This is a genomic window from Catenuloplanes indicus (genome assembly GCF_030813715.1).
GTDB lineage: Bacteria > Actinomycetota > Actinomycetes > Mycobacteriales > Micromonosporaceae > Catenuloplanes > Catenuloplanes indicus.
The window spans coordinates 8,516,285-8,539,009 of sequence record NZ_JAUSUZ010000001.1; the positions used below are offsets into that span (position 1 = coordinate 8,516,285).

The 22,725-nt window shown below is 71.3% G+C and carries 17 protein-coding genes and 1 pseudogene; 9 read left to right on the forward strand and 9 right to left on the reverse strand.

The genetic code is table 11. The features are described 5' to 3' along the window. The first annotated feature begins 98 nt into the window (after positions 1-98). A complete protein-coding gene (locus J2S42_RS38290) occupies positions 99-1,808 on the forward strand; it encodes an alpha/beta fold hydrolase (RefSeq protein WP_307247403.1) in 1,710 nt (569 codons plus the stop codon). Between the two features lie 297 nt (positions 1,809-2,105). On the opposite strand, the pseudogene J2S42_RS38295 reads toward J2S42_RS38290, so the two are convergent. Together J2S42_RS38295 and J2S42_RS38300 are read right to left on the reverse strand one after the other, a co-directional pair. Next, positions 2,106-2,495: pseudogene (locus J2S42_RS38295) on the reverse strand (ABC transporter permease subunit); the annotation flags it as partial. Positions 2,496-2,507: 12 nt separating this feature from the next. Continuing rightward, positions 2,508-2,774: a hypothetical protein gene (locus J2S42_RS38300; RefSeq protein WP_307247405.1), complete on the reverse strand. Its 267-nt coding sequence runs from the start codon at positions 2,772-2,774 to the stop codon at positions 2,508-2,510. A gap of 134 nt (positions 2,775-2,908) precedes the next feature. Here J2S42_RS38300 and J2S42_RS38305 point away from each other — a divergent pair, with 134 nt between their 5' ends. Genes J2S42_RS38305 through J2S42_RS38315 form a run of 3 tightly spaced genes read left to right on the forward strand, consistent with a single transcriptional unit; the run spans position 2,909 to position 5,321 of the window. Further along, positions 2,909-3,736, forward strand: coding sequence for a basic amino acid ABC transporter substrate-binding protein (locus J2S42_RS38305; RefSeq protein ID WP_307247407.1), 828 nt, complete (start codon positions 2,909-2,911; stop codon positions 3,734-3,736). Positions 3,737-3,744: 8 nt separating this feature from the next. Continuing rightward, complete coding sequence (locus J2S42_RS38310; RefSeq protein WP_307247408.1) at positions 3,745-4,539, forward strand: amino acid ABC transporter permease; 795 nt, start codon at positions 3,745-3,747, stop codon at positions 4,537-4,539. A 5-nt stretch (positions 4,540-4,544) separates the two neighbouring features. After that, positions 4,545-5,321: an amino acid ABC transporter ATP-binding protein gene (locus J2S42_RS38315; RefSeq protein WP_307247410.1), complete on the forward strand. Its 777-nt coding sequence runs from the start codon at positions 4,545-4,547 to the stop codon at positions 5,319-5,321. 160 nt (positions 5,322-5,481) lie between these two features. Here J2S42_RS38315 and J2S42_RS38320 read toward each other — a convergent pair whose 3' ends face one another. After that, the gene (locus J2S42_RS38320) at positions 5,482-5,661 is read right to left on the reverse strand and encodes a DUF1877 family protein (RefSeq protein WP_307247412.1); all 180 of its coding nucleotides are present in this window, start codon (positions 5,659-5,661) and stop codon (positions 5,482-5,484) included. 98 nt (positions 5,662-5,759) lie between these two features. Between J2S42_RS38320 and J2S42_RS38325 the strand changes: the two genes are divergently transcribed. Beyond that, entirely contained in the window at positions 5,760-6,164 is a 405-nt protein-coding gene (locus J2S42_RS38325; protein ID WP_307247414.1) for a hypothetical protein, read from the forward strand. Positions 6,165-6,258: 94 nt separating this feature from the next. Here the strand turns inward: J2S42_RS38325 and J2S42_RS38330 are convergent, their stop codons facing one another. From J2S42_RS38330 to J2S42_RS38340, 3 genes are all read right to left on the reverse strand, one after another. Then, a complete protein-coding gene (locus J2S42_RS38330; RefSeq protein ID WP_307247416.1) occupies positions 6,259-7,236 on the reverse strand; it encodes an AraC family transcriptional regulator in 978 nt (325 codons plus the stop codon). A 104-nt stretch (positions 7,237-7,340) separates the two neighbouring features. Further along, on the reverse strand, positions 7,341-9,803 hold the full coding sequence (locus tag J2S42_RS38335; RefSeq protein WP_307247418.1) for a LamG-like jellyroll fold domain-containing protein: 2,463 nt from the start codon (positions 9,801-9,803) through the stop codon (positions 7,341-7,343). Between the two features lie 390 nt (positions 9,804-10,193). After that, on the reverse strand, positions 10,194-10,781 hold the full coding sequence (locus J2S42_RS38340) for a TetR/AcrR family transcriptional regulator (protein ID WP_307247420.1): 588 nt from the start codon (positions 10,779-10,781) through the stop codon (positions 10,194-10,196). 88 nt (positions 10,782-10,869) lie between these two features. Here J2S42_RS38340 and J2S42_RS38345 point away from each other — a divergent pair, with 88 nt between their 5' ends. Beyond that, entirely contained in the window at positions 10,870-11,814 is a 945-nt protein-coding gene (locus J2S42_RS38345; RefSeq protein WP_307247422.1) for an LLM class F420-dependent oxidoreductase, read from the forward strand. Between the two features lie 81 nt (positions 11,815-11,895). Further along, complete coding sequence (locus tag J2S42_RS38350) at positions 11,896-12,357, forward strand: mannan-binding lectin (protein WP_307247424.1); 462 nt, start codon at positions 11,896-11,898, stop codon at positions 12,355-12,357. Positions 12,358-12,378: 21 nt separating this feature from the next. On the opposite strand, the gene J2S42_RS38355 is transcribed toward J2S42_RS38350, so the two are convergent. Further along, positions 12,379-13,539 carry an alkaline phosphatase PhoX gene (locus tag J2S42_RS38355; protein ID WP_307247425.1) on the reverse strand — a complete coding sequence of 387 codons (1,161 nt, stop codon included), beginning with the start codon at positions 13,537-13,539 and terminating at the stop codon, positions 12,379-12,381. A gap of 490 nt (positions 13,540-14,029) precedes the next feature. Next, entirely contained in the window at positions 14,030-16,552 is a 2,523-nt protein-coding gene (locus J2S42_RS38360; protein WP_307247427.1) for a penicillin-binding protein, read from the reverse strand. A 171-nt stretch (positions 16,553-16,723) separates the two neighbouring features. Here J2S42_RS38360 and J2S42_RS38365 point away from each other — a divergent pair, with 171 nt between their 5' ends. Then, positions 16,724-17,812 carry a hypothetical protein gene (locus tag J2S42_RS38365; RefSeq protein ID WP_307247429.1) on the forward strand — a complete coding sequence of 363 codons (1,089 nt, stop codon included), beginning with the start codon at positions 16,724-16,726 and terminating at the stop codon, positions 17,810-17,812. An 89-nt stretch (positions 17,813-17,901) separates the two neighbouring features. Here the strand turns inward: J2S42_RS38365 and J2S42_RS38370 are convergent, their stop codons facing one another. Further along, on the reverse strand, positions 17,902-18,084 hold the full coding sequence (locus J2S42_RS38370) for a hypothetical protein (protein ID WP_307247431.1): 183 nt from the start codon (positions 18,082-18,084) through the stop codon (positions 17,902-17,904). A gap of 192 nt (positions 18,085-18,276) precedes the next feature. Between J2S42_RS38370 and J2S42_RS38375 the strand changes: the two genes are divergently transcribed. Then, positions 18,277-22,635: a S8 family serine peptidase gene (locus J2S42_RS38375; protein WP_307247433.1), complete on the forward strand. Its 4,359-nt coding sequence runs from the start codon at positions 18,277-18,279 to the stop codon at positions 22,633-22,635. Positions 22,636-22,725 lie beyond the last annotated feature (90 nt).

Sequence of the window (22,725 nt, forward strand, 5' to 3'; positions counted from 1 at the left end):
TCGGCCGAAAGTACTACGTGCGCGCAAGCATCGTAGACGGGCGATGAATCGGGTGCTGGGATCGAGCGGGTCAGATCCCTGCCACGAAAGGACTGCCTGTGCGCAGACCGACCGCCGGCGCGGCAATCGTCCTCACCACGGCGCTCGTGCTCACCGGGACCGGTGTCCCGGCGAACGCGGCCGGCCCGTTCGACGCCTTCGCCGATCAGGAGGTGACCTGGGGGGAGTGCGCGTTCGAGCAGCTGGAGGGCGTGGTTCCCGCGGAGTGCGCGCTGATCACGGTGCCCCGCGACTGGGCCGCGCCGGGCAACGGGCGCACGCTTCAGCTCTCGATCAGCCGGGTCGCCGCGAGCGGTGACAAGCTCGGCTCGATGCTGCTCAACCCCGGTGGTCCCGGCGGCCAGGGCACGTCGCTGCCCGGCGCGATCGCCGCGATCCAGCCACAGCTGCACGAACGGTACGCGCTGATCGGCATGGACCCGCGCGGCACCGGCCAGGAGGGCGGCTTCGACCCGGAGACCTGTGAGGTGCCGCTCGACCGGATCTCGCAGCGCACCGACCTGGACGCCCGGGACCGTTCCGCGGAGAGCATCACCGAGCACCAGAAGACGCCGCGCGCGATCGCCGAGGCCTGCCAGAGCGAGGCGCTCGCGCCGTTCATCACCACCTGGCAGACCGCGCACGACATGGAGCTGATCCGGCTCCTGCTCGGCGAGCCGAAGCTGGACTACCTCGGCTACTCGTACGGCACCTGGCTCGGCGCGAAGTACGCGTCGCTGTTCCCGGCCAGCACCGGCAAGATGGTGCTGGATTCCAGCGTCGACTTCCAGGGCCGGCTGCAGGCCGCGTTCGAGGCGTGGCCACCGATCAACCAGCGCCTGTTCGACGACACGTTCCTGCCCTGGGTGACCCGGCAGTTCCCGGCCGAGGTCGGCGCGACGCCCGAGGAGGCGGCCGCGAACTGGGAGCGCGGCCGGGCCTGGTTCGCCGCCAACGGCGTGAGCCCGGACGACTACGACGCCGCGTTCGTCGGCCTCGGTTCGCCGTTCGCCTGGGTCCTGGCCGCGGCCGTGCTGGTGATGGCGGTCGCCGGTGCCGACGGCGAGACCCCGGCGCTGACCGGCTCGGACCTCGCGCCGCAGCTGGACGCGGTGTCCCGGGAGCGGTTCGGCGTGCCGCTGAGCGCGCTCACCCCGGAGGCGGCCGCGAAGGCGCTCGCCGACGACCCGGCGGACTACGCGCTGGTGCCGACCACCCGGTTCGCGGTCGCCTGCAACGACCAGCCGACCCGCTCGGCCACCTGGTACAAGCGGCTCAGTGACCAGCAGGGTCCGCAGTTCCCGCTGTTCGGCTGGCAGTACGGCATCAGCGAGACGTGCGGCTTCTGGTCCGACGCCCCACGTCAGCGGCTGCCGCAGCTGCCCGCGCAGGTGACCGGCCGGATCCTGGTCGTGCAGAGCGAGTTCGACCCGCAGACCGGCTACGAGCAGGCCCGGTCCGCGGTCCGCGCCGCCCCCGGCGTCAGCATGATCTCGGTCGACGACGCGCCGTTCCACGGCCAGTACGCGCTCGACGGCAACCCGTGCGTGGACGGCATGGTCAACGTGTTCCTGCTGCACAACTCGCGCCCCGGCTCGGTCACCTGCCCCGGCATCCCGCTGCCGGGCGAGACCGAGGTCCACCCGGTGGCCGGCCCGGTCCGCACCCCGCCGGCGGCCCGCACCGCGACGACGGCCGAGGCGGCACCGCTGCCCGAGCTGCGCGCCGCGATCCAGGAAATGATCAGCGAGGCGAACACGCCGAACTGACTTCGACCGGCAGCGCGGGCTCCCGCAACCCGGGGACCCGCGCTGCCGCGCCCAAAACGCGCCCGGAAATCTGGCGGCCGGAAATCTGGCGGCCGGAAATCTGGCGGCCGGAAATCTGGCGGCCGGGACCCGGCGCCCGAGACCCGGCGCCCGAAACCGGCACCCGGAAGCCTTGCTCATGAAGCGCTTGCTCAGGAAGCGGCAGCCTTGCCGGGCCCGCTGCCGCCGCGGGTCTGGGACCGGGGCCGCCGCCGGCCGCCGCCGGCCGCCGCTGGGTGTGCGGATGGGCCGGCGCGGTCAGCACCTCCCGGTCGCGCCCTCCTCGACCACCCGCCCGCGGTGCAGTACCGCCACCCGGTGCGCGATCGACAGCGCGGCCTCCATGCCGATCATCGACGGCACCAGCATGGTGCCGAAGACCAGCACCCTGGGCAGCAGGTTCGGCAGCACGTGCCGCCACAGCAACCGGTGGGGCCGGGCACCGAGCGCGACCGCGGCGACCACGAACGTGCGCTGCCGCAGCGCGATCGTCTGCGCACGCACCACCCGGGCGATCGGCGGCCAGCCGAAGGAGCCGACCACCAGCACTACCAGAAGCAGCCGGGGGATCCCCGGCGGCGCCACCGCGCTGAGCGTGACAATGAAAATCAGAGCCGGAAAACCGAAGACCACATCCGTGGTACGGGAGGCGAGCGCGTCTCACCAGCCGCCGGCGAAGCCCGCCGTGGCGCCGAGCGCGACCCCGGCCAGCGTGGCGCCCACGCCGACCAGCAGCGTGGCGCCCACGCCGACCAGCAGCGTGGCGCCCACGCCGACCAGCAGCGAGGTGCGCGCGCCGGGCAGCACGATCGCGAACAGGTCCCGGCCGGTCATCGGCTCGACGCCGAACCAGTGCTCCGTGCCGATGCCGCCACCGGCACCGAGCGGCACGCCGCCGCCGAAGACCGCGTCCAGGTCGTAACGCATGGAAGCGGAAAGTGTGTGCACGGTCACGTCTCGCCGCCATCACATGATGATCTTCTCTGTTGCCGGGCGGATAACTCTGGATTAATGTGGCTCGACCCGCCGGGCGTGCGGGCCGGAACCTGGGGAGATGAAGCATGAAGTCGTTCGGGAACTCGCGCCGGGTCGCCACGCTGGCGACCGCCGCCGCGCTGGTCGTCGGCGGGCTCGCCGGCTGCGCCAAGGAGGACACCGGTGGCACCACCGAGGGCGGCGTCGCGCTGGTCAAGGCCGGTGCGCTGACCACCTGCACGCACCTGCCGTACGCGCCGTTCCAGGCCAAGGACGACACCGGCAAGGTCGTCGGCTTCGACGTCGCGCTGGTCGACCTGGTCGCGAAGAAGCTCGGCGTGACCCAGGAGATCGTCGACACGCCGTTCGAGGGCATCAAGTCCGGTTCCGACCTCAACGCCGGCAAGTGCGACATCGCGGCGGCCGGCATGACCATCACCGACGAGCGCAAGCAGGTGCTGGACTTCTCCGACCCGTACTTCGACGCCACCCAGGCGCTCGCCGTGCTCACCGGCACCACGGTCAAGACGCTGGACGAGCTGGCCGGCAAGCGGGTCGGCGTGCAGGGCGGCACCACCGGCGAGGACTACATCAAGACCCAGGTCGCGGAGAAGAGCCTGGACATCGAGGTCGTCTCGTACAAGGACCTGGCCGCGCAGCAGCAGGCGCTGGCCACCAAGCAGGTCGACGCGGCCGTCAACGACCTGCCGGTCTGGAACGAGTACATCAAGAACAACCCGGGCAAGGTCGAGGTCGCGGCCGGCTTCGACACCGGCGAGCAGTACGGCTTCGCGGTCAAGAAGGGCAACGCCGAGCTGCTCAAGGCCGTGAACGAGTCGCTGGCCGCGGCGCGCACCGACGGCACCTACGACCAGATCTACGCGACCTGGATCGGCGCCAAGCCGGCCGCCTGACCACCTTCATGAAGCTCACTCGACGCCGGCGGCAACGGCTCGTCCGTACCGCCGGCTATCTGGTTTTCGCGCTGGTCATCCTCGCCGTGGTGGCCGCCGCGGACTGGGCGACCCTGTCGGACGCGTTCTTCCGGCTCGACATCGCGCAGGGCATGTTCCCCGAGGCCATCACGGTCGCGCTGCGCAACACCATCCTCTACACACTGCTCGCATTCGCGTTCGGCCTGGTGCTGGGCCTGATCCTGGCGCTGATGCGGCTGTCGTCGATCCTGCCGTACCGCTGGTTCGCGACCGCCTACATCGAGCTGTTCCGTGGCCTGCCCGCGCTGCTGGTGCTGTTCATGGTCGGCTACGGCGTACCGCTGGCGTTCCCGGACCGGGAGATCCCGGGCGGCGTCTACGGCTCGGTCACGCTCGGCCTCGGCCTGACCGCGGCCGCGTACATGGCGGAGACGCTGCGCGCCGGCATCCAGGCCGTCCCGAAGGGGCAGCTCGAGGCCGCGCGCACGCTCGGCATGTCGCACGCCCGGGCGATGATCTCGATCATCCTGCCGCAGGCGTTCCGGATCGTCATCCCGCCGCTGACCAACGAGATCATCCTGCTGACCAAGGACACCTCGCTGGTGTACGTGCTCGGCGTGACCTCCACGACGATCGAGCTGACCAAGTTCGCCGGTGACGCGCTCAACACCCGCGTCAACCCGACGCCGCTGGTCGTGGCGGGCCTGCTCTACCTGCTGATCACGCTGCCGCTGTCGCAGCTGGTCCGCGGGCTGGAGCGGCGTGCCGCGAGGGAGAGGTGACGGCCATGTCCACGATCGACATCCTCGGCCTGCACAAGTCGTTCGGCAAGCTGCCCGTCCTGCAGGGCATCGACCTCGCGGTCGAGCCCGGCGAGGTCGTCTGCGTGATCGGCCCGTCCGGCTCCGGCAAGTCCACGCTGCTGCGCTGCGTGAACCTGCTGGAGACACCGACGTCCGGCACCATCCACGTCGGCGGGGTCGAGGTCACCGACCCGGACTGCGACATCGACGCGGTCCGGCGCCGGATCGGCATGGTGTTCCAGCAGTTCAACCTGTTCGGGCACCTGACCGTCCGGGAGAACGTGACGATCGCCCAGCGCCGCGTGCTGAAGCGCTCCCGCGCCGAGGCGAACCGGATCGCCACGCTCAACCTCGAGCGGGTCGGCCTGGCGGAGAAGGCCGGCGCCTACCCCGCCCAGCTCTCCGGCGGCCAGCAGCAGCGCGTGGCGATCGCCCGCGCACTGGCGATGGACCCGCAGCTGATGCTCTTCGACGAGCCCACCTCCGCGCTCGACCCGGAGCTCGTCGGCGAGGTCCTCGCGGTCATGCGCGGCCTGGCCGCCGAGGGCATGACCATGCTGGTGGTCACGCACGAGATGGCGTTCGCCCGCGAGGTCGCCTCCCGGGTGGTCTTCATGGACGGCGGCGTGGTCGTCGAGCAGGGCCCGCCCGCGGAGGTCTTCGGCAACCCCCGCGAGGAGCGCACGAAGACGTTCCTGCACCGCGTGCTGGAACCGACCCGGGTCAGCGAGACCGAGATCGGCGCCCACAAGCCGGTCTGACCCCGTCGATCCCTGGTGCGGCCCCTCCCGGCCGCACCGGGGCCTTCGGCCAGCCACCGAACAGGCCATCCGCGGCGCCCGCCCGATGATCGCCCGATCCGAGAAGCGGCCCCGGCGGCCGTCCACGAGCAGCCGCTGTCGCGGCGGGCTCCTCCGCCGTTCAGGTCGCGGTGAAGAGCACCGCCCGCCCGGCGTCGGCGGCGTGCCGGAAGAACTCCCGGACGTCGGCGAAGTTGTCCCACGTGTAGGCGAAGTCCGCGTCATCGAGAGCGCCCCGGTATCCCGCGTCATCGATCGCGTCGAACCGCCGGCGCAGCCAAGCCCGGTGCACCCCCAGCACGGCGACCATCGTATGAGGCGCTGGTCTTCATCAGCGGTATCTGGCCCATGGTTCGCGAGCGTCATATCCGTTCGGGCAGCCGTGACGCTGCGCGCCCGATGGCATCGGGCCCGGAGCGCCGGGGCCGTGACCCGGTCCGACCGCGCCGCCTGGATCCGAGCAGCCCGCCACTGTCCGCGGAGACGCTACCGGCCGTCGGCGCGACCGTCGGCAGCGTGGGCGGCTTGCTCCTCGTGCCGGCCGCGTCGTACTGGGTGGCCGACTACCCGGATGCCGAGGCCGAGCTGCTCTCCGCCTACCTCGGGTTCCGCCGCGCGGACGCGCCGCAGGTCTGCTCCGTCGACCGCCCGCGGCCCCTGGGCGGCCGCCGGTCAGACCTGAGGGCGATCGGCCGGGCCGCCCGCCGGGTGGCGTTCCGGACCTCCCGGTACCACGTCGGCCCGGCCCGCGACCTGGTCGCCGCCGGTGGTGAGGAGCTGATGTGGCGGTCCCGTTGCTGCTGACGGACGACGGGCGGGTGCTGGGCCGGACCGCACCGGCCGGCGCTGCACGACCGGCGGGACTCACCAGGGACCGGCTGCCCCGACACGCATGCGGTCAGCCGGAGCGCAGCGTCTCCGCCGGGGACGTGCCGTACTCGTCCCGGTACGCCGCCGCGAAGCGGCCGAGATGGGTGAAACCCCACCGCCGCGCGATCGCCCCCACCGTCGCGCCCTGGGCCGGATCCGCCGCCTGCAACTCGCGGTGCGCCCGTTCCAGCCTGATCCGCCGCAGATACGCCATCGGCGTGGTGTCCAGGTGCCGCCGGAACGCCGCCTGCAACCCGCGCGGCCCGGTCCGCGCCGCCGCCGCCACGTCGGCCAGCGTCGTCGCCTCCGCCGCGTGTTCCTCCAGGTAGGCGATCGCCCGCCGGACCGCCCCCGGTCCGGTCTCCCCGGGCCCGGGCAGGTAGCAGGCCGTCGTGGCCGTGCTCGGGAACGTTGCGACCGTCGCCGCCGCGGCCAGGTCGACGATGGCCGCGTGCGCCGGTGCGCTGGGCAGCGCCGTGTCCGGGTTGAGTGCCACCCGGTGCAGGTACGTGAGCGTCTCCCGCCAGTACCGGGCCAGCGGCGCGGAGATCGGCAGCATCGAGCGGAACGCGAAGTCGGCCGGTGCCGTCCCCCAGCGAGCCGCGGCCGCGTGGGCGACCGTGGTCAGCGGCAACCGCAGGATCCGTACGTCGAAGTCGACCAGGCGTCCCTGGAAGCGCTGGCCGGGCGGCACCAGCACCAGGTCGCCGGCGGTGACGTGGACCTGTTCGCCGCCGGAGCGGACCGTGAGGTCGCCGTGCAGGACGTACGTGGCGTGCACGTACCCGACCGGCGCGGTGGCGAGGTCGAGCGTGGTGGAGTAGCGCATGCGGTCGAGCCCGATGACGCCGCTGTCGACCGAGTGGACCTGGTAGCTGAAGTCGGTCAGCCCGGGCGGTACGCGCGCGGCGAAGTCGAAGTAGACGCGGCGCATCGCGGCGTGCGCCTCCTCCACGTTCGACGTGGCGTACGCGCTACGCCGCAGCGGCACCTCACCAGGGGCCAATCCGGGTACCTCCAGAGCCGAGGGGGGAATCTGAAGGTTCCAACGACCGAGGCGGTGTGGGGTGGTCCGGAACGCGCAATTTGCACGTTCCGGACCACCGAAACTCACTTGGTCGACGAGTACAGGGTGGCCACCTCGGCGGCCGAGAGTGCCCGATCGTAGACGCGCACCTGGTCGATCGCACCGCGCCAGAAGTCGACCGGCCCACCGTTGTACCGGGCCCGGCCGATGGTCAGCGGCCCGCTGGAGGCGTCGCCGTGGCAGGCGTTGATGCTGCCGGTCCGCTGCCCGTCGACGTAGAGCGTGATGGTGCCCTCGGCCACGTCCCGGACGCCGGTCAGGTGGTACCAGCGCCCGGTCTCCGGCACGTCCGGGGCCAGCGCGCGCCCGCCGGCGAACGAGAACGCGAACCGGTTGTCCGCGCTGGAGAACTGCAGGAAGAACGCGCTGCGGTGGGTACCGTCCTGGCCGACCGCGGTCGCCCAGCCGCCGAGGCTGTCCAGCCGGACCCAGGCGGACGCGGTGTAGCTGCCGGTGGTGTCCAGCACCGGCCCGGCCGTCTCCGCGTACTGCCCGGCGCCGTCGAGCTGCAGCGCCTGACCGGAGTGCCCGTCCGTCCACGCGGGGTCGCCGGCCGGCGAGCCGTCATGATCGCCGACCGCGTCGGTGACGTCGCCGTCGAGCGGCCAGTGGCCCACGCCGGCCGGCCCGGGCGTCCCGGGTGCGGGAGCGCCGGCCCCGCTGCCGTCCACCGACGCGATGATCCGCTCGTTGATCTCCGCGACCGCGGCGAAGTCCATCTTCTCGACCGCCCGGTCGTACGTGTAGAAGCCGTTGACCTCGTGTTCCACGTCGGTGATCTGGGTATAGACGGACCCGGAGAGACCGCACCGCTCCGCCGCGCGCAGCAGATCGGCCTGGTTCTCCACGTACCGCCGGGTGAGGGTTTCGCTGTCCGGCGTCATCTCGTAGGCGTGCCCGTCCGGGTACCACATGTGCCCGGGCACCTCGAGGCCGAAGCCGCCGTGCTCGCCGTCGGCGGCGACCCGGTTCGCGTCCGGCTGGGGGGCGGCCGGCCCGACGTAGTCGTGCCAGTCGATCATGTCGCCGCGCCCGGAGTCGCCCTTGGACGCGCAGCAGTTCACGCCGCTGTGCGCATTGACGATCCGGGTCGGGTCCTGCGCCTTGACCGCGTCCGCGATCCGGCCGGTGGCCGCACGGTCCCACTCGCCCCAGCCCTCGTTGAACGGCACCCAGGTGACGATCGAGGTCCACGACCTCTTCTCGTCGACGATCTCGTGCAGCTGGCGCTCGAACTCGGCCTGCGCCTCGACCGGAGGAGTACCACCGGTCCGCATCGACGGCATGTCCTGCCACACCATCAGGCCGAGCCGGTCAGCCCAGTAGTACCAGCGGTCCGGCTCGACCTTGATGTGCTTGCGGATCGTGTTGAAGCCGAGCCGCTTGGTCTGTGCGATGTCGAACCGGAGCGCCTCGTCGGTCGGCGCGGTGTAGATGCCGTCCGGCCAGTAGCCCTGGTCGAGCGTGGACAGGTTGAACAGGATCTTCCCGTTCAGCGTCTGATACAGCTTCCCGTCCGCGCCGACGGTCTTGCCGACCTCGCGCATCCCGAAATACGAACCCACGTCGTCGATCACGGTACGGCCGCGGAGCACCCGCACGGACAGGTCGTACAGGAACGGTGAGTCAGGAGACCAGAGCTTCGCCTTCGGCACGGGGACGCGCAGTTCACCGCCGGCGGCCCCGCTCGCGCGCCCGACCACCCGGTTGCCCTGCCTCGCAACCGCCTCGACGGTCAGCCCGGCCGGTGCCGTGATCCGCGGGGTCAGCCTCAGCACGCCGGCGCCGACGTCCGGGGTCATCAGCAGCTGGTCCACGGCGCCGCGCCGCACCGGCTCCATCCACACGCTCTGCCAGATGCCGGACGCGCCGACGTAGAAGATGCCCGCGTCCGGCGTGTTGCGCTGCTTGCCGACCGGCTGCCAGGTCGCGTCCGTGAGGTCCTCGACGCCGACGATGATCTCCTGCGGGCCGCGCCCGGTGAGCGCGTCCGTGACGTCCGCGCTGAACGCGTCGTACCCGCCGCGGTGCGTGGCGACCGGGACGCCGTTGACCCAGACGGTCGCGTCGTAGTCCACCGCGCCGAAGTGCAGCCGCAGCCGCTGGTCGCCGCCGACCCGCCAGCCGGCCGGCACGGTGAACGTGCGCCGGTAGAACATCCGGTCCTCGGAGCGCTGGATGCCGGAGAGCGCGGACTCGATCGGGTACGGCACGAGCACCCGCTCGGCCAGCGTGGTCCCGGTCGGCGGTGCCTGCCCGGCGGTGGCGGCGGCGAACTCCCACACGCCGTTCAGGCTCTGCCAGCGGGCGCGGGTGAGCTGCGGCCGCGGGTATTCCGGGAGCGCGTGGTGCGGGCCGACGTCGTCCGTCCACGGTGTCGCGATCGGCGGGGTGCCCGGCTGCCACCGGGCGGGTGGGGGAGCGGCGACCGCGGGTGAGCCGGTGACCGCGACCAGGGCGGCGACCAGCGCGGTGAATGCCTTCATCCGTACGCTTTCCCTTCTCACGGGGGGCGTCGTGCGATCCGGCGTGCAACAGGCCGGAAACACTCAGAAACAATCAAGCATGACGATGGATCGTGTGGCAACAGGTGTCGGTCCATTTCGTAATTGTTGTTTTGTGTGCGGACCGCGATGGTGCGGAAATCCCGCGTCCACGACGCCCCGCCGCCGGTGCACATGACCACGGCATCCCGGGCGTCGCCGCGGGGGACCGGCGGCCGCCGGTCGTGGTGAGTGCGGACGCACGGCGCCGCACCGCTGGGGCCGCGCCGCCGGCGGGAGCGGTGCCGGTGGCGGGAGCGGTGCCGGTGGCGGGAGCGGTGCCGGTGGCGGGAGTGGCGCCACGACCGGGCGCCGCCCCGCCGCCGTAGGCTCTCAGGCGCCGGTGACCAGGCGCCGGCTGCCCAGTGTCACCCGGTCCGCGATCTCCTCCACCGGCACCGACGACCGGCGGAAGAAGCCCTGGGTGTAGAGCGCGGCGTAACCCTGGGCGAGCGCGATCTGCTCCTCGATCAGGTGCAGCGAGTCCTGCATCGGCCGGTCGCCGGTCGCGGTGACCAGCTCGATCCAGCCGCTCATCAGCGCCCTCGTGGCGGCCGTGCGCGCCGGGTCGTCCACGCCGGACACCTCGGTCGAGAAGATCATCAGAAATCCCGCGCCGGTACGGACGGTGAAGCGCAGATACGCCGCACCCGCCGCCGCGAATCGGCTCACCGGGTCCGTCCCGGCCGCGTCCGCCGCCGCCGCGACCTCGGCCGCCAGATCCCGCGCCGCCGTGGCCGCGACCGCGGAGAGCAGATGCTCCCGGTCCGGGAAGTGCCGGTACGGCGCGGCCGTGCTCACCCCGAGCCGCCGCGCGACCCGGGCCACCGAGAACGCGCCCGGCCCGCCCTCGGCCAGTTCCTCAAGGCTCGCCCGCACCAGCGCGGCCCGCAGGTCACCGTGGTGATAGCCGCGCGCCATGCCTCGTACCCCCACTTGCCCTTGGTGTTAAGGGTCTCTTACATTAGCAGTGTAAGAGGTCTCTTACATTGAGCGGGAGGCACGCAGCGTGACGATCCGGCTGGGTTACCAGATCCCGAGTTTCAGCTATCCCGGCGTGGCGCCCGGCGGCATCTTCGGCACGGTCGCGCGGCAGGCCCGCGACGCCGAGGCCGCCGGGTTCGACACCGTGCTGGTGATGGACCACATGTATCAGCTGCCGGCGATCGCACCGGTCGAGGAGCCGATGCTGGAGGCGTACGCGACGCTGGCCGCCCTGGCCCGCGAGACGCGCACCGTGCAGCTGTCCACGCTGGTCACCGGCAACACGTACCGTAATCCCGCCCTGCTCGCGAAGACCGTCACGACGCTCGACGTGATCTCCGGTGGGCGTGCGGTGCTCGGCCTCGGCGCCGGCTGGTTCGCGCGCGAGCACGAGGACTACGGCTTCGCGTTCGGCACCTGGACCGACCGGTTCGCCCGGCTGGACGAGGCACTGCAGATAATCGGCCCGATGCTGCGCGGCGAGCGGCCCACGGTGGACGGCGCGTGGTACCGCACCCGGGACGCGATCAACAACCCGCGGCTGCGCCCGACCGTACCGATCATGCTGGGAGGCAGCGGCGAGCAGCGGACGTTCCGGCTCTCCGCCCGCTACGCCGACCACCACAACATCAACTGCTACCGCCCGGACCTGTCGCACAAACTGTCCGTCCTCCGCCGGCGCTGCGCGGAGATCGGCCGCGACCCGGACACGCTCACGACCAGCTTCCTCACCCGCGCCGTGGTCACCGAGACCGCCGCGGAGGCGAGCCGGATCATGGCGGAGCTGCCGGAGACGTGGGCGCCGATCACGATCGCCGGTACGCCGGACCACCTCGCGTCCGTGCTGCACGACGAGGTGCTGGCACACGGCGTCGACGGCGTGATCATCAGCCTGATCCGGAACGGGCACGAACCGGGCGTTGTGACCTCCGCGGGCGAGGCGTTGCGCCCGTTGATCTCCAGGACGTAACGCCGTTCCGCATTTCCCCAGGTGAGAGCGCGTTAGGGTGACTTCGCCGACGATCGTCGGCATGAGATCGAGGAGGCTCTCATGAACCGTCGCGTGCTGATGGCGGGCGTCGCCACCGCACCCGTCATCGCCGGACTGGCCGCCGCGGGGGCGGCCGGTGCGGCACCGAAAGCGAACGAGAGGGCGACCGTCCGCTCCGGCGGCACCTTCAAGGTCGCCATTCCGGCCGGCCCGCTCTGGAACAACGACCAGGCACAACGAGTCGGCCCGTGGATCGCGGCCGCACACGGCGGCACGTTCACCGGCCAGTGGTGGACCGTGGTCGGCGGCGCGATGAGCGTGGTCGAGGTCGAACTGCCGGTCCACCGGGACGGCATCGACGAGTACACGATGGACGTACCGGCCGGCCCACTGTGGAACAACGACGACGCGCGCGCCAAGTGCCCGCACGTCTGCGCCAGCTACGGCGGCGAGTGGACCGGCAACTGGCGCACGGTCGTCTGGGGCAAACTCAGCGTCGCCGAGTGCCGCTTCCGCGTGTGATGACCTGCGGACCGGCCCGTCTCATCGCCGGAACGGGCCGGTCACGCAGTACGTGATGCCGCCGGACGCCGAGCCGGACGTGCCGCGCTGCGACGAGAAGTAGAGCCGGTCCCCGGCCGGGGTGAACGCGGGCCCGGTCAGCTCCGACGCGCTCTGGCCGCTCACCCGCAGGAACACCGAGATCTTGTCGTCCGGTGTGATCAGGCAGATGTCCATGCTGCCGCCGTCCTCGGCCACGAACAGGTCCCCGGACGGCGTACCGGTCACGTTGTCCACCCCGGTCAGCGGCGCCGTACCCGGGCTGACCAGGTTGTCGTCGTAGGCCAGTTCGTACGTGCCCGCGGCCGGGTTCACCTGCCACACCCGGTTGTCGCCCTTGGTGGTGAACCACACCGTGCCGTTCGCGTAGTGGCAGCCCTCGCCGCCGTTGAACGACTTCGCGCCGCTGACCTGACGGCGGGTCGGCGTCGGCGAGCCGTCCGGGTCCGGCACGGTCTGCCAGCTGAACGTGCCGGAGGTGGCCGAACCGGCCACGAGAACCTGGAGCGTGCCCGCGGACAGATCACCCCACACCGACGGTACGAATCGGTAGAACCGCCCGTCCGTCTCGTCCTCGGTCAGGTAGACGACCCGGCGGTCCGGGTCCGCGGCCGCGGCCTCGTGCTTGAACCGCCCCATCGCGGGCCGGACCACGGCCGTGCCACCCAGCGGGTACGTCTCCCAGACCCGGCCGAGCGACACCTCCTCGCAGGACAACCAGGTTTTCCACGGCGTCTTGCCGCCCGCGCAGTTCATGTTCGTCCCGGACAGGATCCGCGACGCGCCGGTCACCGTGCCGTTCGCGTCGAAGACGATCCGCGACGCGCCACCGCCCGCGGACGCGCTCACCTCCGAGTTCGACACGTAGATCCAGCCGCTGCCGTCCGGGATCACCGCCCCGCCGTCCGGTGCGTCGTGCCAGACGTAGGAGGTGCCCGGCACGGTCTGCCGCGACCGGGCGATCACCCGGCTGCTGAATCCGGCCGGCAACGCGATGCCGTTCGCGTCCGGCGCCTGCAACGGCCCGTACGGCCCGGCCGCGTTCTGCGCCGGCGCGGCATAGGCCGCCGGCCACGCGGTGAACGGCAGCGCCAGCCCACCCGCGCCCGCCACGGTCGCACGCAACAAAGATCGTCGATCCATGTCGAGGACCTTAGCGTTCCGTGGTTATCCAAAAGCAGAGCGTAGCGTGAACGCCATCCGGCGCCCCCGCGAACGGGCGACCCTTCCGGACGTGACAGCTCCCGAGGCGGCCTCGCCGTCACCCCGGAACCGGTCCGTCCGCAGTGACCGTGCCGGTCCGGTCTCGCCCGGCATCGCACGCGTGCCGACTCCGGCTGGGACGCCGGCTCCCGCTACGGCGGCGGCGCCGGCTCGGGTCCCGCCGTGGCTTGAAGGAGCCGAAGTCCTCGGCCGGCGCCGGAACCCGAACGTGAAGCGCGCAATTCCGCGATCCTCGTGCCGCCGATCGCGGAGCGCCCGTGCGCGGCGTCGCCGACCAGGATGATCCGGCCGGCCCGGCGGCGCCCGCGGGATCACCGGAAATCAGCCTGGCGGCGGAAACACCCATGGCTCGCCCCCGATCACGTCTCCCGCGGGGTGAGGCACCGGCGTCCCTCACCCCGGATACCGGTCAGTCCGGGAAACCCGGGATATCGGGCAGCCCGGGAATGTCCGGGATGGGCAGGCCCGGCCCGTCGTCGTCGTTCCCACCGCCGCCGTTGTTGCCACCGCCGCCGTTGGCCGGTGGGCGGGCCGGGGCGTTGCCGTTGCTGATGCGAAGCACGACCACGCCGCCCTCGACCGTGCTGTCGCCCGGCTCGGTGCGGGCCACACGGCCGGCCGCGCAGGTGGAGTCGACTCGCTCGGAGGAGACCTGGACCTGGAAGCCGCGCGCCTTCAGCCGGGTGATCGCATCATCCTCGGAATTGCAGGTCACGGACGGGATCGACACCAGCTTGCCGGTGATCATCTTTTCGCTGGGTGGGGTGAACTCCTTGGCCTCCTTGCCCTTCATCGCGTCGGCCAGCGTGTTGATCACGGCGGGGTTGACCGCCTCGGAGTGCGGGTCGCCCCAGGCGTCGCCGCCGCCCTGCATGGACGTGTTGTGGTTGTCCGGGTCGGCGACGATGCCGGCCACCGTGAGCTGCACCGTGCTGACCACGAACGCGGCCGTGCGGTAGCCGTCCGTGGTGCCGGACTTGCCGATCACCGGCTTGCCGATCCGGTCGCGCGCGCCCGGGTCGGTGCTGCCCGCGCACCGCGACGTCTCGGACCGGTCGCCGACCGGGCAGCGGGCCGCGTCCGCGACCGCGCGCGCCACGTCCTTGTCGATCGCCTGACCGCAGCGCGGGTCGCCGGCGGCCAGCTTCTGCTTGTCCTGCCAGATCTCCGCGACCGGGATCGGCTCGCAGTAGCGGCCGTCCGCGGCGATCGTCGCGTACGCGTTCGCCAGGTCCAGCGACGTGGTGTCGGACACGCCGAGCGTGAACGCGCCCCAGGTGGACGCGTTAGCCGCGTACCCGGCGTCCTTCTCGGTGCGGAACTTGATGCCGAGGCGTTTCGCGGCGTCGACCACCTTGTCCGCCCCGACCCGTTCCTCCAGCGGCACGAAGTACGTGTTCACCGACCGCCCGAACCCGGACCACATGTTGAACGTGCCGGTCAGCGACGAGGAGAAGTTCGCCGGGCAGTAGACCGGGCGGCCGCGGCACGGCCCGGTGTCGTTCGGCTCGACCGGGAAGTTCGAGACGTAGTACGACCGCGGCGACGCGATGTCGTACGTCAGCGGATAGCCCTTCTCCAGCGCCGCGACCAGCGTGAACAGCTTGAACGTCGACCCGCCCTGGAACCCGCCCACGTCCGGGCTGCCGGTGATGATCGGGTTCGTGGTGTTCGGGTACGTCCCGCGCACGCCGGACCGCCGCTTCGCCGGGTCGCTGTTCGGCTCGTTGCCCTTGTCGTCGTTCTTGTAGACCCGGTTGACCGCGAGCGCGCGCACGTGCCCGGTGCCGGGCTGCACGGCCGCGACCATCAGCGCGTTGCGGTTGCCGTCCGCCGCGTACTTACCCACGTTCGCCCGGGCCGACTTCTGGATGTTCGGGTCGAGCGAGGTCACGATGCGGTAGCCGCCGCTCTTGAGCCGCCGCTCCCGGTCGTACGGCGTGGCGCCGAACGTCTCCTGGTCCATCCACCAGCGGTAGAAGTAGTCGCAGAAGAAGCCCCAGTCGTTCTTGCCGGTGTTCACGCAGCCGCCCGGCGTGCGCTTGCCGTTGACCTTGATCTCGGTCTGCTTGGCCTTCTCGCCCTCCTCGGCCGTGATGAAGCCGAGCTCGACCATGCCGGGGATGACGTAGTTGTTGCGCCGGTCCAGCGCGAGCTTCCTGCCCTCCTCGGTGGTCGGGTCGTACGCGGAGGGCGCCTTGACCATGCCGGCCAGCAGCGCGGCCTCCTCGATCGTGAGGTCCTTGGGCTGCTTGGAGAAGTAGACCTGGCTGGCCGCCCAGACGCCGTACGACCCGGCGCCGAACGGTGCCATGTTCAGGTAGTTGGTGATGATGTCCTCTTTGGACATCTCCTCCTCGACCTGCATCGCGTACCGCACCTCGCGCGCCTTGCGGGCGGTGGTGTCCTCGGTCGCCGCGACCACGTCGGCCGGGTGGGTGGCCGAGTAGGAGATCGCCATCCGTACGTACTGCATGGTCAGCGTGGAGGCGCCCTGGGTGGCGGCCTCGCTGTTCTTGTTGTTCAGGAACGCGCGCAGGATGCCCTTGTAGTCGACGCCGTGGTGGGAGAAGAACGTGCGGTCCTCGGCGGCGACGATCGCGTCGCGCATGACCTGCGGCATCTCGCGGTACTCGATGTCCTTGCGGTTCTCGTCATAGATCATGGCGAGTTGCGTCTTGTTGTCCGACGCGTACAGATACGTGTTCTGTGGGGTGCGCTGCACCGTGATCTCGGTGGGCAGGCTGTCGAACGCCTCGATGCCGGACTTCGTGGCGAGGCCGGATATCGCTGCCACCGGGAAAGCGGCCGCGGCCACGACCACACCGGCCAGCAGGCCGCAGATGATCAGCGAGAATGCGCTGGTCAGCGGCGAGTGGTCCCGGTGACCGGCGCGGAACAGGCCGGTCAGCCGGGTCAGGGGCGGAGCCATCGGTCTCCTTCGACAGGCGGTAGTGACCGGAATTCTCCCTCCTCAGACGTGCTGCCGCCCACCCCGGTCGCCTGATGACGGGAAATTCCTCGATCCGGTTTGAACCGCCGGCCCCGGCCCGGCCGTTACTGACGGCGACATACCAGCGGAGCCAGACCGGGAGCCTCCATCGTGTACGAGCAGCCACCCACCGACCGTGACCTGCGCCGGGAACGCCTGGGTACCCGGATCGCGCTGATCAGCGCGACGCTGACGGTCGCGGCCGTGGTGGTGACCGGCGTGATCGTGGCCCGCGACGCGCCCGGCCTCATCGAGATCACCGACGGTGAGCCGGAGACCGGCCGGCTGGCCGTGCCCGGCGACGCGGTCGCGCAGGGCCTGGCCGCGCCGCCGTTCAGCTACACGTTCCACGGCTACACCGCCGGTGGGCTGAAGGTCTCCGAGCCGATGCTGGTCACGCCCGGCTACCAGGAGGCGTGGATCCGCCGGCCGTACGAGCTGATCGAGCTGACGGACGACGACGGCGAGGTGATCGACTCCCGGCCCGGCTACGACGCGCTGCTGACCGTCTACCGGCCCGGCGTCTACGACCCGGCGCGCTACCTGGATCAGGAGAAGATCACGGTGCGCGGCCGGGACGGCTTCTGGACCGAGAACGTGCCCTACCAGCGCGAGTTCGTCGACGAGCAGCCGCGCCCCGGTGTGGCCTGGCAGTACGCGGACGACGCGTGGGCGGTGATCTCCATGATCGCGGCCGAGCCGTACCCCCGGGGCGATCTTCTCGCGGTGGCGGAGGGCCTGACCATGACCGCGCCCTACCCGGCCACCACGCCGATCGACCTGGTCACCGTGCCGGACGGGTTCACGCTCACGTCCGGCGGCACGGTCGACGACTGGCCGCTCAGCGTGAGCGAGCAGATGGGCAGTATCCGGCTGACCGCACAGCGGCCGGAGTACCGCGGGCTCACCATGCCGGTCGACGTGCTGGAGAGCGGCGTACCCACGATCGCGGTCCGGCTGGTCGACGCGCGCTGGTCGCCGCACGCCGCCGCCACCACGCCCGGCTCGCCCGCGACCTGCGTGGACGGCAACACCTGCGTGAAGCTCACCGCGGACGGCCGGTGGCTGGTCGAGGGCCACGCGCCGCCCGTCGCCGAGGTCGGCCCGGAGCTGCTGGAGCGGGTCGTCGACGACACCGTGCTGGCGAACGTGCCGGACCACGGCAGCTGGTTCCCGCTCATCGGGGCCGCCGCACCGTAACCACGGGCCGCGGTTTCAAACATCAAAGTCTGCTGGGAGTACGACACAAGCCCGCTGAATGCTCCGGAACTGCTCACCTCGGACGCTTGTCATGCGCACGGTTCGTCCGGCGTGGACAGCAGCCGGCGCAGCTCGTCCAGATCCGCGACGAGCAGTACCGGGGCTATCCCCTCCAGGCGTTCGGCCAGGCGCAGGCGATCGGCAGGGGAGGACGCGACCGCGATCAGCAACGGGCTCGGGTCGTGCTGGGCATGCTTATCTCTTGGTGACAAGTTGCTTACGTACCGTCTTGATCGTCCATTCTGCTAGATCATAGTGTCCCTTCGGGCCTCCGGCGTCATCCCACCGGAGCCTGGGCATGGAAGGTCACCGTCCACGGATCATCCGAACGGCCGGGCGAGACTTCCGCCGCCCTCCGCATGACTCGCTCAACCCCCGAGTCGTACCGAGGAGAGGCAGCATCGATGTTCGATCGTCCACACCTGCTTAGAGCCGCGGCGGCCACCGCCGTCGCGGCCGCGAGCCTCCTGGTGTCCGTCGTGGGCACGCAGCCCGCGCAGGCCGCCGCCAAGGAGGACAAGATCCCCGCGGCGCTGGACCAGCAGTTCGCGGCGAAGGCCGAGGCCGACTACTGGATCCGGTTCACCGCAAAGGCCGACCTGGGCAAGGCCGCGGCGACCAAGGACTGGAACGCGCGCGGCACCGCGGTCGCCGCGGAACTGAAGAAGACCGCGAACGCCGCGCAGGAGAAGGTCCGCGCGGAACTGACCTCGGCCGGCACCAGCTTCCAGTCGTTCTGGGCCACCAACGCGATCAAGGTGACCGGCGGGTCCACCATGACCGCCCAGAAGATCGCCGCGCTGCCCGAGGTGGAGGGGCTCTACCCGAGCGTCGCCTACGAGATCCCGGAGACGAAGGCGGGCGAGGACGAGAAGACCGTCAACGCCCTGGAGTGGGGCATCGCCAGCATCAACGCCGACGACGTCTGGTCGCAGTACGGCGTGACCGGCGAGAACATCGTCATCGCCAACATCGACACCGGCGTGCAGTTCGACCACCCCGCGCTGGTCGGCAAGTACCGCGGCAACAACGGCGACGGCACGTTCGACCACAACTACAACTTCTTCGACGCGGCCAACGCCTGTGCCGGTGACGCGCCGTGCGACACCGACGGCCACGGCACGCACACGATGGGCACGATGGCCGGTGCCGACGGCGCCAACCAGGTCGGCGTCGCGCCCGGCGTCAAGTGGATCGCGGCCAACGGCTGCTGCCCGTCCGACGCCGCGCTGGTCACCTCCGGCCAGTGGCTGCTGGAGCCGACCGACCTCAACGGCCAGAACCCGGACGCCAGCAAGCGACCCAACATCATCAACAACTCCTGGGGTACGCGGCTGCCGTCCAACGAGCCGTTCATGGAGGACATCACGAACGCCTGGACCGCGTCCGGCATCTTCGGCGTCTGGTCCAACGGCAACATCGGCCTGTCCGGCTGCAACACCAGCGGCTCGCCGGGCAGCCTGGTCAGCAACTACTCGGCCGGTGCCTACGACGTGAACAACGCGATCGCGGGCTTCTCCTCGCGCGGCGCCGGGCAGAACGGCGAGATCAAGCCGAACATCTCCGCGCCGGGCGTGAACGTGCGCTCCAGCGTCCCCGGCAACGGCTACGAGAGCATCTCCGGCACGTCGATGGCCGCGCCGCACCTGGCCGGTGCGATCGCGCTGCTCTGGTCGGCCGCGCCCGCGCTGGTCGGTGACGTCGCCGGCACCCGCGCGCTGCTCGACGGCAGCGCGATCGACGTCAACAACACCAGCTGCGGCGGTACGGCCGCGGACAACAACGTCTGGGGCGAGGGCCGCCTGGACGCGCTCGCGCTGCTGAACGCGGCGCCGATCGGTGACACCGGCACGCTGGCCGGCACGGTCACCGGCCCGGGCGGCGCCCCGGTCGCCGGTGCCACGGTCGCGGTCACCGGTGCGGTCGAGCGCACGCTCACCACGGCCGCGGACGGCACGTTCAGCGTGCTGCTGCCGGCCGGGGACTACACGGTCACGATCGCCGGCTTCGGGTTCGGCACGGTCACCCGGACCGTCACCGTCAGCAACAACGCCACCACCACGCTCGACGTGGCGCTGGCCGAGGTGCCGAAGGTGAAGATCACCGGTACGATCACGGACGGCTCCGGCCACGGCTGGCCGCTGTACGCCAAGGTCAGCGTGGCGGGCCCGGCCGGCGTCTCGGACTACACCGACCCGACCGACGGTTACTACGAGTTCGACCTGCCCGCCGACGCGACCTACCAGCTGACCGTCGACCCGGTCTACCCCGGCTACCAGACCGTCAGCGAGGACGTTACGGTCGGCGTCTCGGACGTCACCTGGGACAAGGCCGTGCCGGTCGACGTCGCGGCCTGCACCACCGCGCCCGGCTACGGCTGGGTCTCGGACGGCGAGTACGAGACGTTCGACAGCGCGTCCACGCCCGCGGGCTGGACCGTGACCGACGCGGCCGGCCGCGGCCAGGTCTGGAAGTTCACCGACGACGGCAACCGGGGCAACAAGACCGGCGGCACCGGCGGTTTCGCCATCGTCGACAGCGACGAGTACGGCGCCGGTGGCGCACAGGACACCTCGCTGGTCAGCCCGGTGGTCAACCTGTCCGCGGTGACCGCGCCGGTGATCCGGTTCAACCAGGACTTCAACTGGCTCGGCTCGGACAGGGCCGACGTCGACCTGAGCATCGACGGTGGCGCCACCTGGACGAACGTGCTCCGGCAGACCACGGACGCGCTCGGCCCGCGCACCACCGAGATCCCGATCCCGACCGCGGCCGGTGAGCCGGACGTCCAGGTCCGGTTCCGCTACTACGACGCCAGCTACGAGTGGTGGTGGGCGGTCGACAACGTGCTGATCGGCACCACGTTCGCGTGCAAGCCGGTCACCAGCGGCCTGGTCGTCGGCCACGTCGAGGACAAGAACACCGGCGGGTACGTCAACGGCGCCACCGTCACCGGCGGCGGCACCTCGGCCGTCACCGTCGCGACGCCGGACGACCCGGGCCTGGAGGACGGCTTCTTCTGGCTGGTCTCCACCGCCACCGGGAAGATCGACTACACCGCGGCCTCGCCGAACTACGCGTCCCAGACCAAGTCCGTCACGGTGAAGGCGAACAAGGTCGTCACCACGTCGTTCCAGCTCGCGGCCGGCCAGATCACGGTCACCCCGGCCGCGGTCACCGGCACGGTCCGCATGCCGGACGGCACGGTCAGCAAGAAGATCACCGTCAAGAACAACGGCGGGCTGCCGGTCGAGCTGGAGTTCAGCGAGCGGCCCGGCGGCTTCGAACTGCTCCGCGCGGACGGCACCAAGGTCACCGACAAGCAGCTGCTGGCCGCGGCCGGTGCACCGCTGCAGCGGCTGACCGCGCAGGCCTCGTTCGCCAGCCGGTCCTCGATGGGCACCACCGCGGCACCGGCCGCGGCGGCGCCGAGCGCGGCACCGTGGACCGGGATCGGCAACTACCCGGCCAACGTGATGGACAACCGGGTCGTGTCGCTGGACGGCAAGACCTACTCCATCGCCGGCGGCAACGGCAGCGCGTCCAGCGCGAAGAACTACGTCTACGACCCGGTGGCGCAGGCCTGGTCCGGGATCGCGGACCTGCCCGAGGCGCGGAACGCGGTGACGGCCGGCGTGATCGACGGCAAGATCTACGTCACCGGTGGCTGGGGCGCGTCCGGCCCGTCGCCGACCACCTGGGCCTACGACCCGGGCGCGAACACCTGGGCCAAGCTGGCCGACAACCCGGCGCCGCGCGCCGCGGCCGGTCAGGCGGTGCTGGACGGCAAGCTCTACGCGATCGGCGGCTGCACCACGGCCGCCTGCACCCCGATGTCCAACTCGGTGACCGCCTACGACCCGGGCACGAACACCTGGTCGACCGCGGCCGCGTACCCGAAGTCGGTGGCGTTCAGCTCGTGCGGCGCGATCGCGGACGCGATCTACTGCACCGGCGGCAACGACGGCTCCGCCTCGCAGAAGGCGTCCTACACCTTCGACGGTACGGCGTGGACCGCGATCGCGGACGCACCGGCCGACAGCTGGGCGTCGTCGTACGCGGTGGCCAACGGCAAGCTGCTGGTCGTCGGCGGCTCGCAGGGCGGCGCGATCACCAACGCGGGCTTCGCCTACGACCCGGACGCCGGCACCTGGTCGGCACTGCCGAACGCGAACGTCGCCCGCTACCGTGGCGGCGCGGCCTGCGGCTTCTACAAGGTCGGCGGCTCGTCCGGGCAGTTCAACGCGCTGCCGGAGAGCGAGGTGCTGCCCGGCTTCGACGAGTGCTCGACCAGCACGGACGTCTCCTGGCTCGCGCTGGACAAGACGACCGCGACGCTCGCGCCCGGCAAGTCGGTGACGGTCACGGCCACGCTCACCGGGAACGTCGAGCAGCCCGGCACGTACACCGCGGGCATCGGGATCAAGGAGAACACGCCGTACACCGTGGCGCCGGTGCCGGTCACGCTCACCGTCCAGCCGCCCAAGACCTGGGGCAAGCTGCTCGGCACCGTGACCGGGATCAACTGCCAGGGCGTCAGCGCACCGCTGGCCGGCGCCACCGTCCAGGTCGACTCGTGGGCGCAGTCGTTCACGTTCACCACGGACGCGACCGGTAAGTACGCGTACTGGCTGGACAACCGCAACAACCCGCTCACGCTGATCGTCGCGAAGGACGGCTGGAAGCCCCAGACGAAGACCGCGAAGATCAACACGAGTTCGCCGACCACGGTCGACTGGGCCCTGCGCCCGACCACCTGCTGACACTCGGTCCCCTCACGGGCCCGTCCCCTGCCGCGCGGCGGGGGGCGGGCCCTTCCCTGTGGCGCTCGTCACGTCACGCTTTCGGGCCGG

Coding starts and splice junctions, on each gene's coding strand:
- J2S42_RS38300 (WP_307247405.1), bottom strand. CDS start 2,774: ATGCGTTACGACCTGGACGCGGTCTTCGGCGGCGGCGTGCCGCTCGGT.
- J2S42_RS38310 (WP_307247408.1), top strand. CDS start 3,745: ATGAAGCTCACTCGACGCCGGCGGCAACGGCTCGTCCGTACCGCCGGC.
- J2S42_RS38355 (WP_307247425.1), bottom strand. CDS start 13,539: ATGGATCGACGATCTTTGTTGCGTGCGACCGTGGCGGGCGCGGGTGGG.
- J2S42_RS38315 (WP_307247410.1), top strand. CDS start 4,545: ATGTCCACGATCGACATCCTCGGCCTGCACAAGTCGTTCGGCAAGCTG.
- J2S42_RS38325 (WP_307247414.1), top strand. CDS start 5,760: ATGGCATCGGGCCCGGAGCGCCGGGGCCGTGACCCGGTCCGACCGCGC.
- J2S42_RS38350 (WP_307247424.1), top strand. CDS start 11,896: ATGAACCGTCGCGTGCTGATGGCGGGCGTCGCCACCGCACCCGTCATC.
- J2S42_RS38340 (WP_307247420.1), bottom strand. CDS start 10,781: ATGGCGCGCGGCTATCACCACGGTGACCTGCGGGCCGCGCTGGTGCGG.
- J2S42_RS38335 (WP_307247418.1), bottom strand. CDS start 9,803: ATGAAGGCATTCACCGCGCTGGTCGCCGCCCTGGTCGCGGTCACCGGC.
- J2S42_RS38305 (WP_307247407.1), top strand. CDS start 2,909: ATGAAGTCGTTCGGGAACTCGCGCCGGGTCGCCACGCTGGCGACCGCC.
- J2S42_RS38375 (WP_307247433.1), top strand. CDS start 18,277: ATGTTCGATCGTCCACACCTGCTTAGAGCCGCGGCGGCCACCGCCGTC.
- J2S42_RS38360 (WP_307247427.1), bottom strand. CDS start 16,552: ATGGCTCCGCCCCTGACCCGGCTGACCGGCCTGTTCCGCGCCGGTCAC.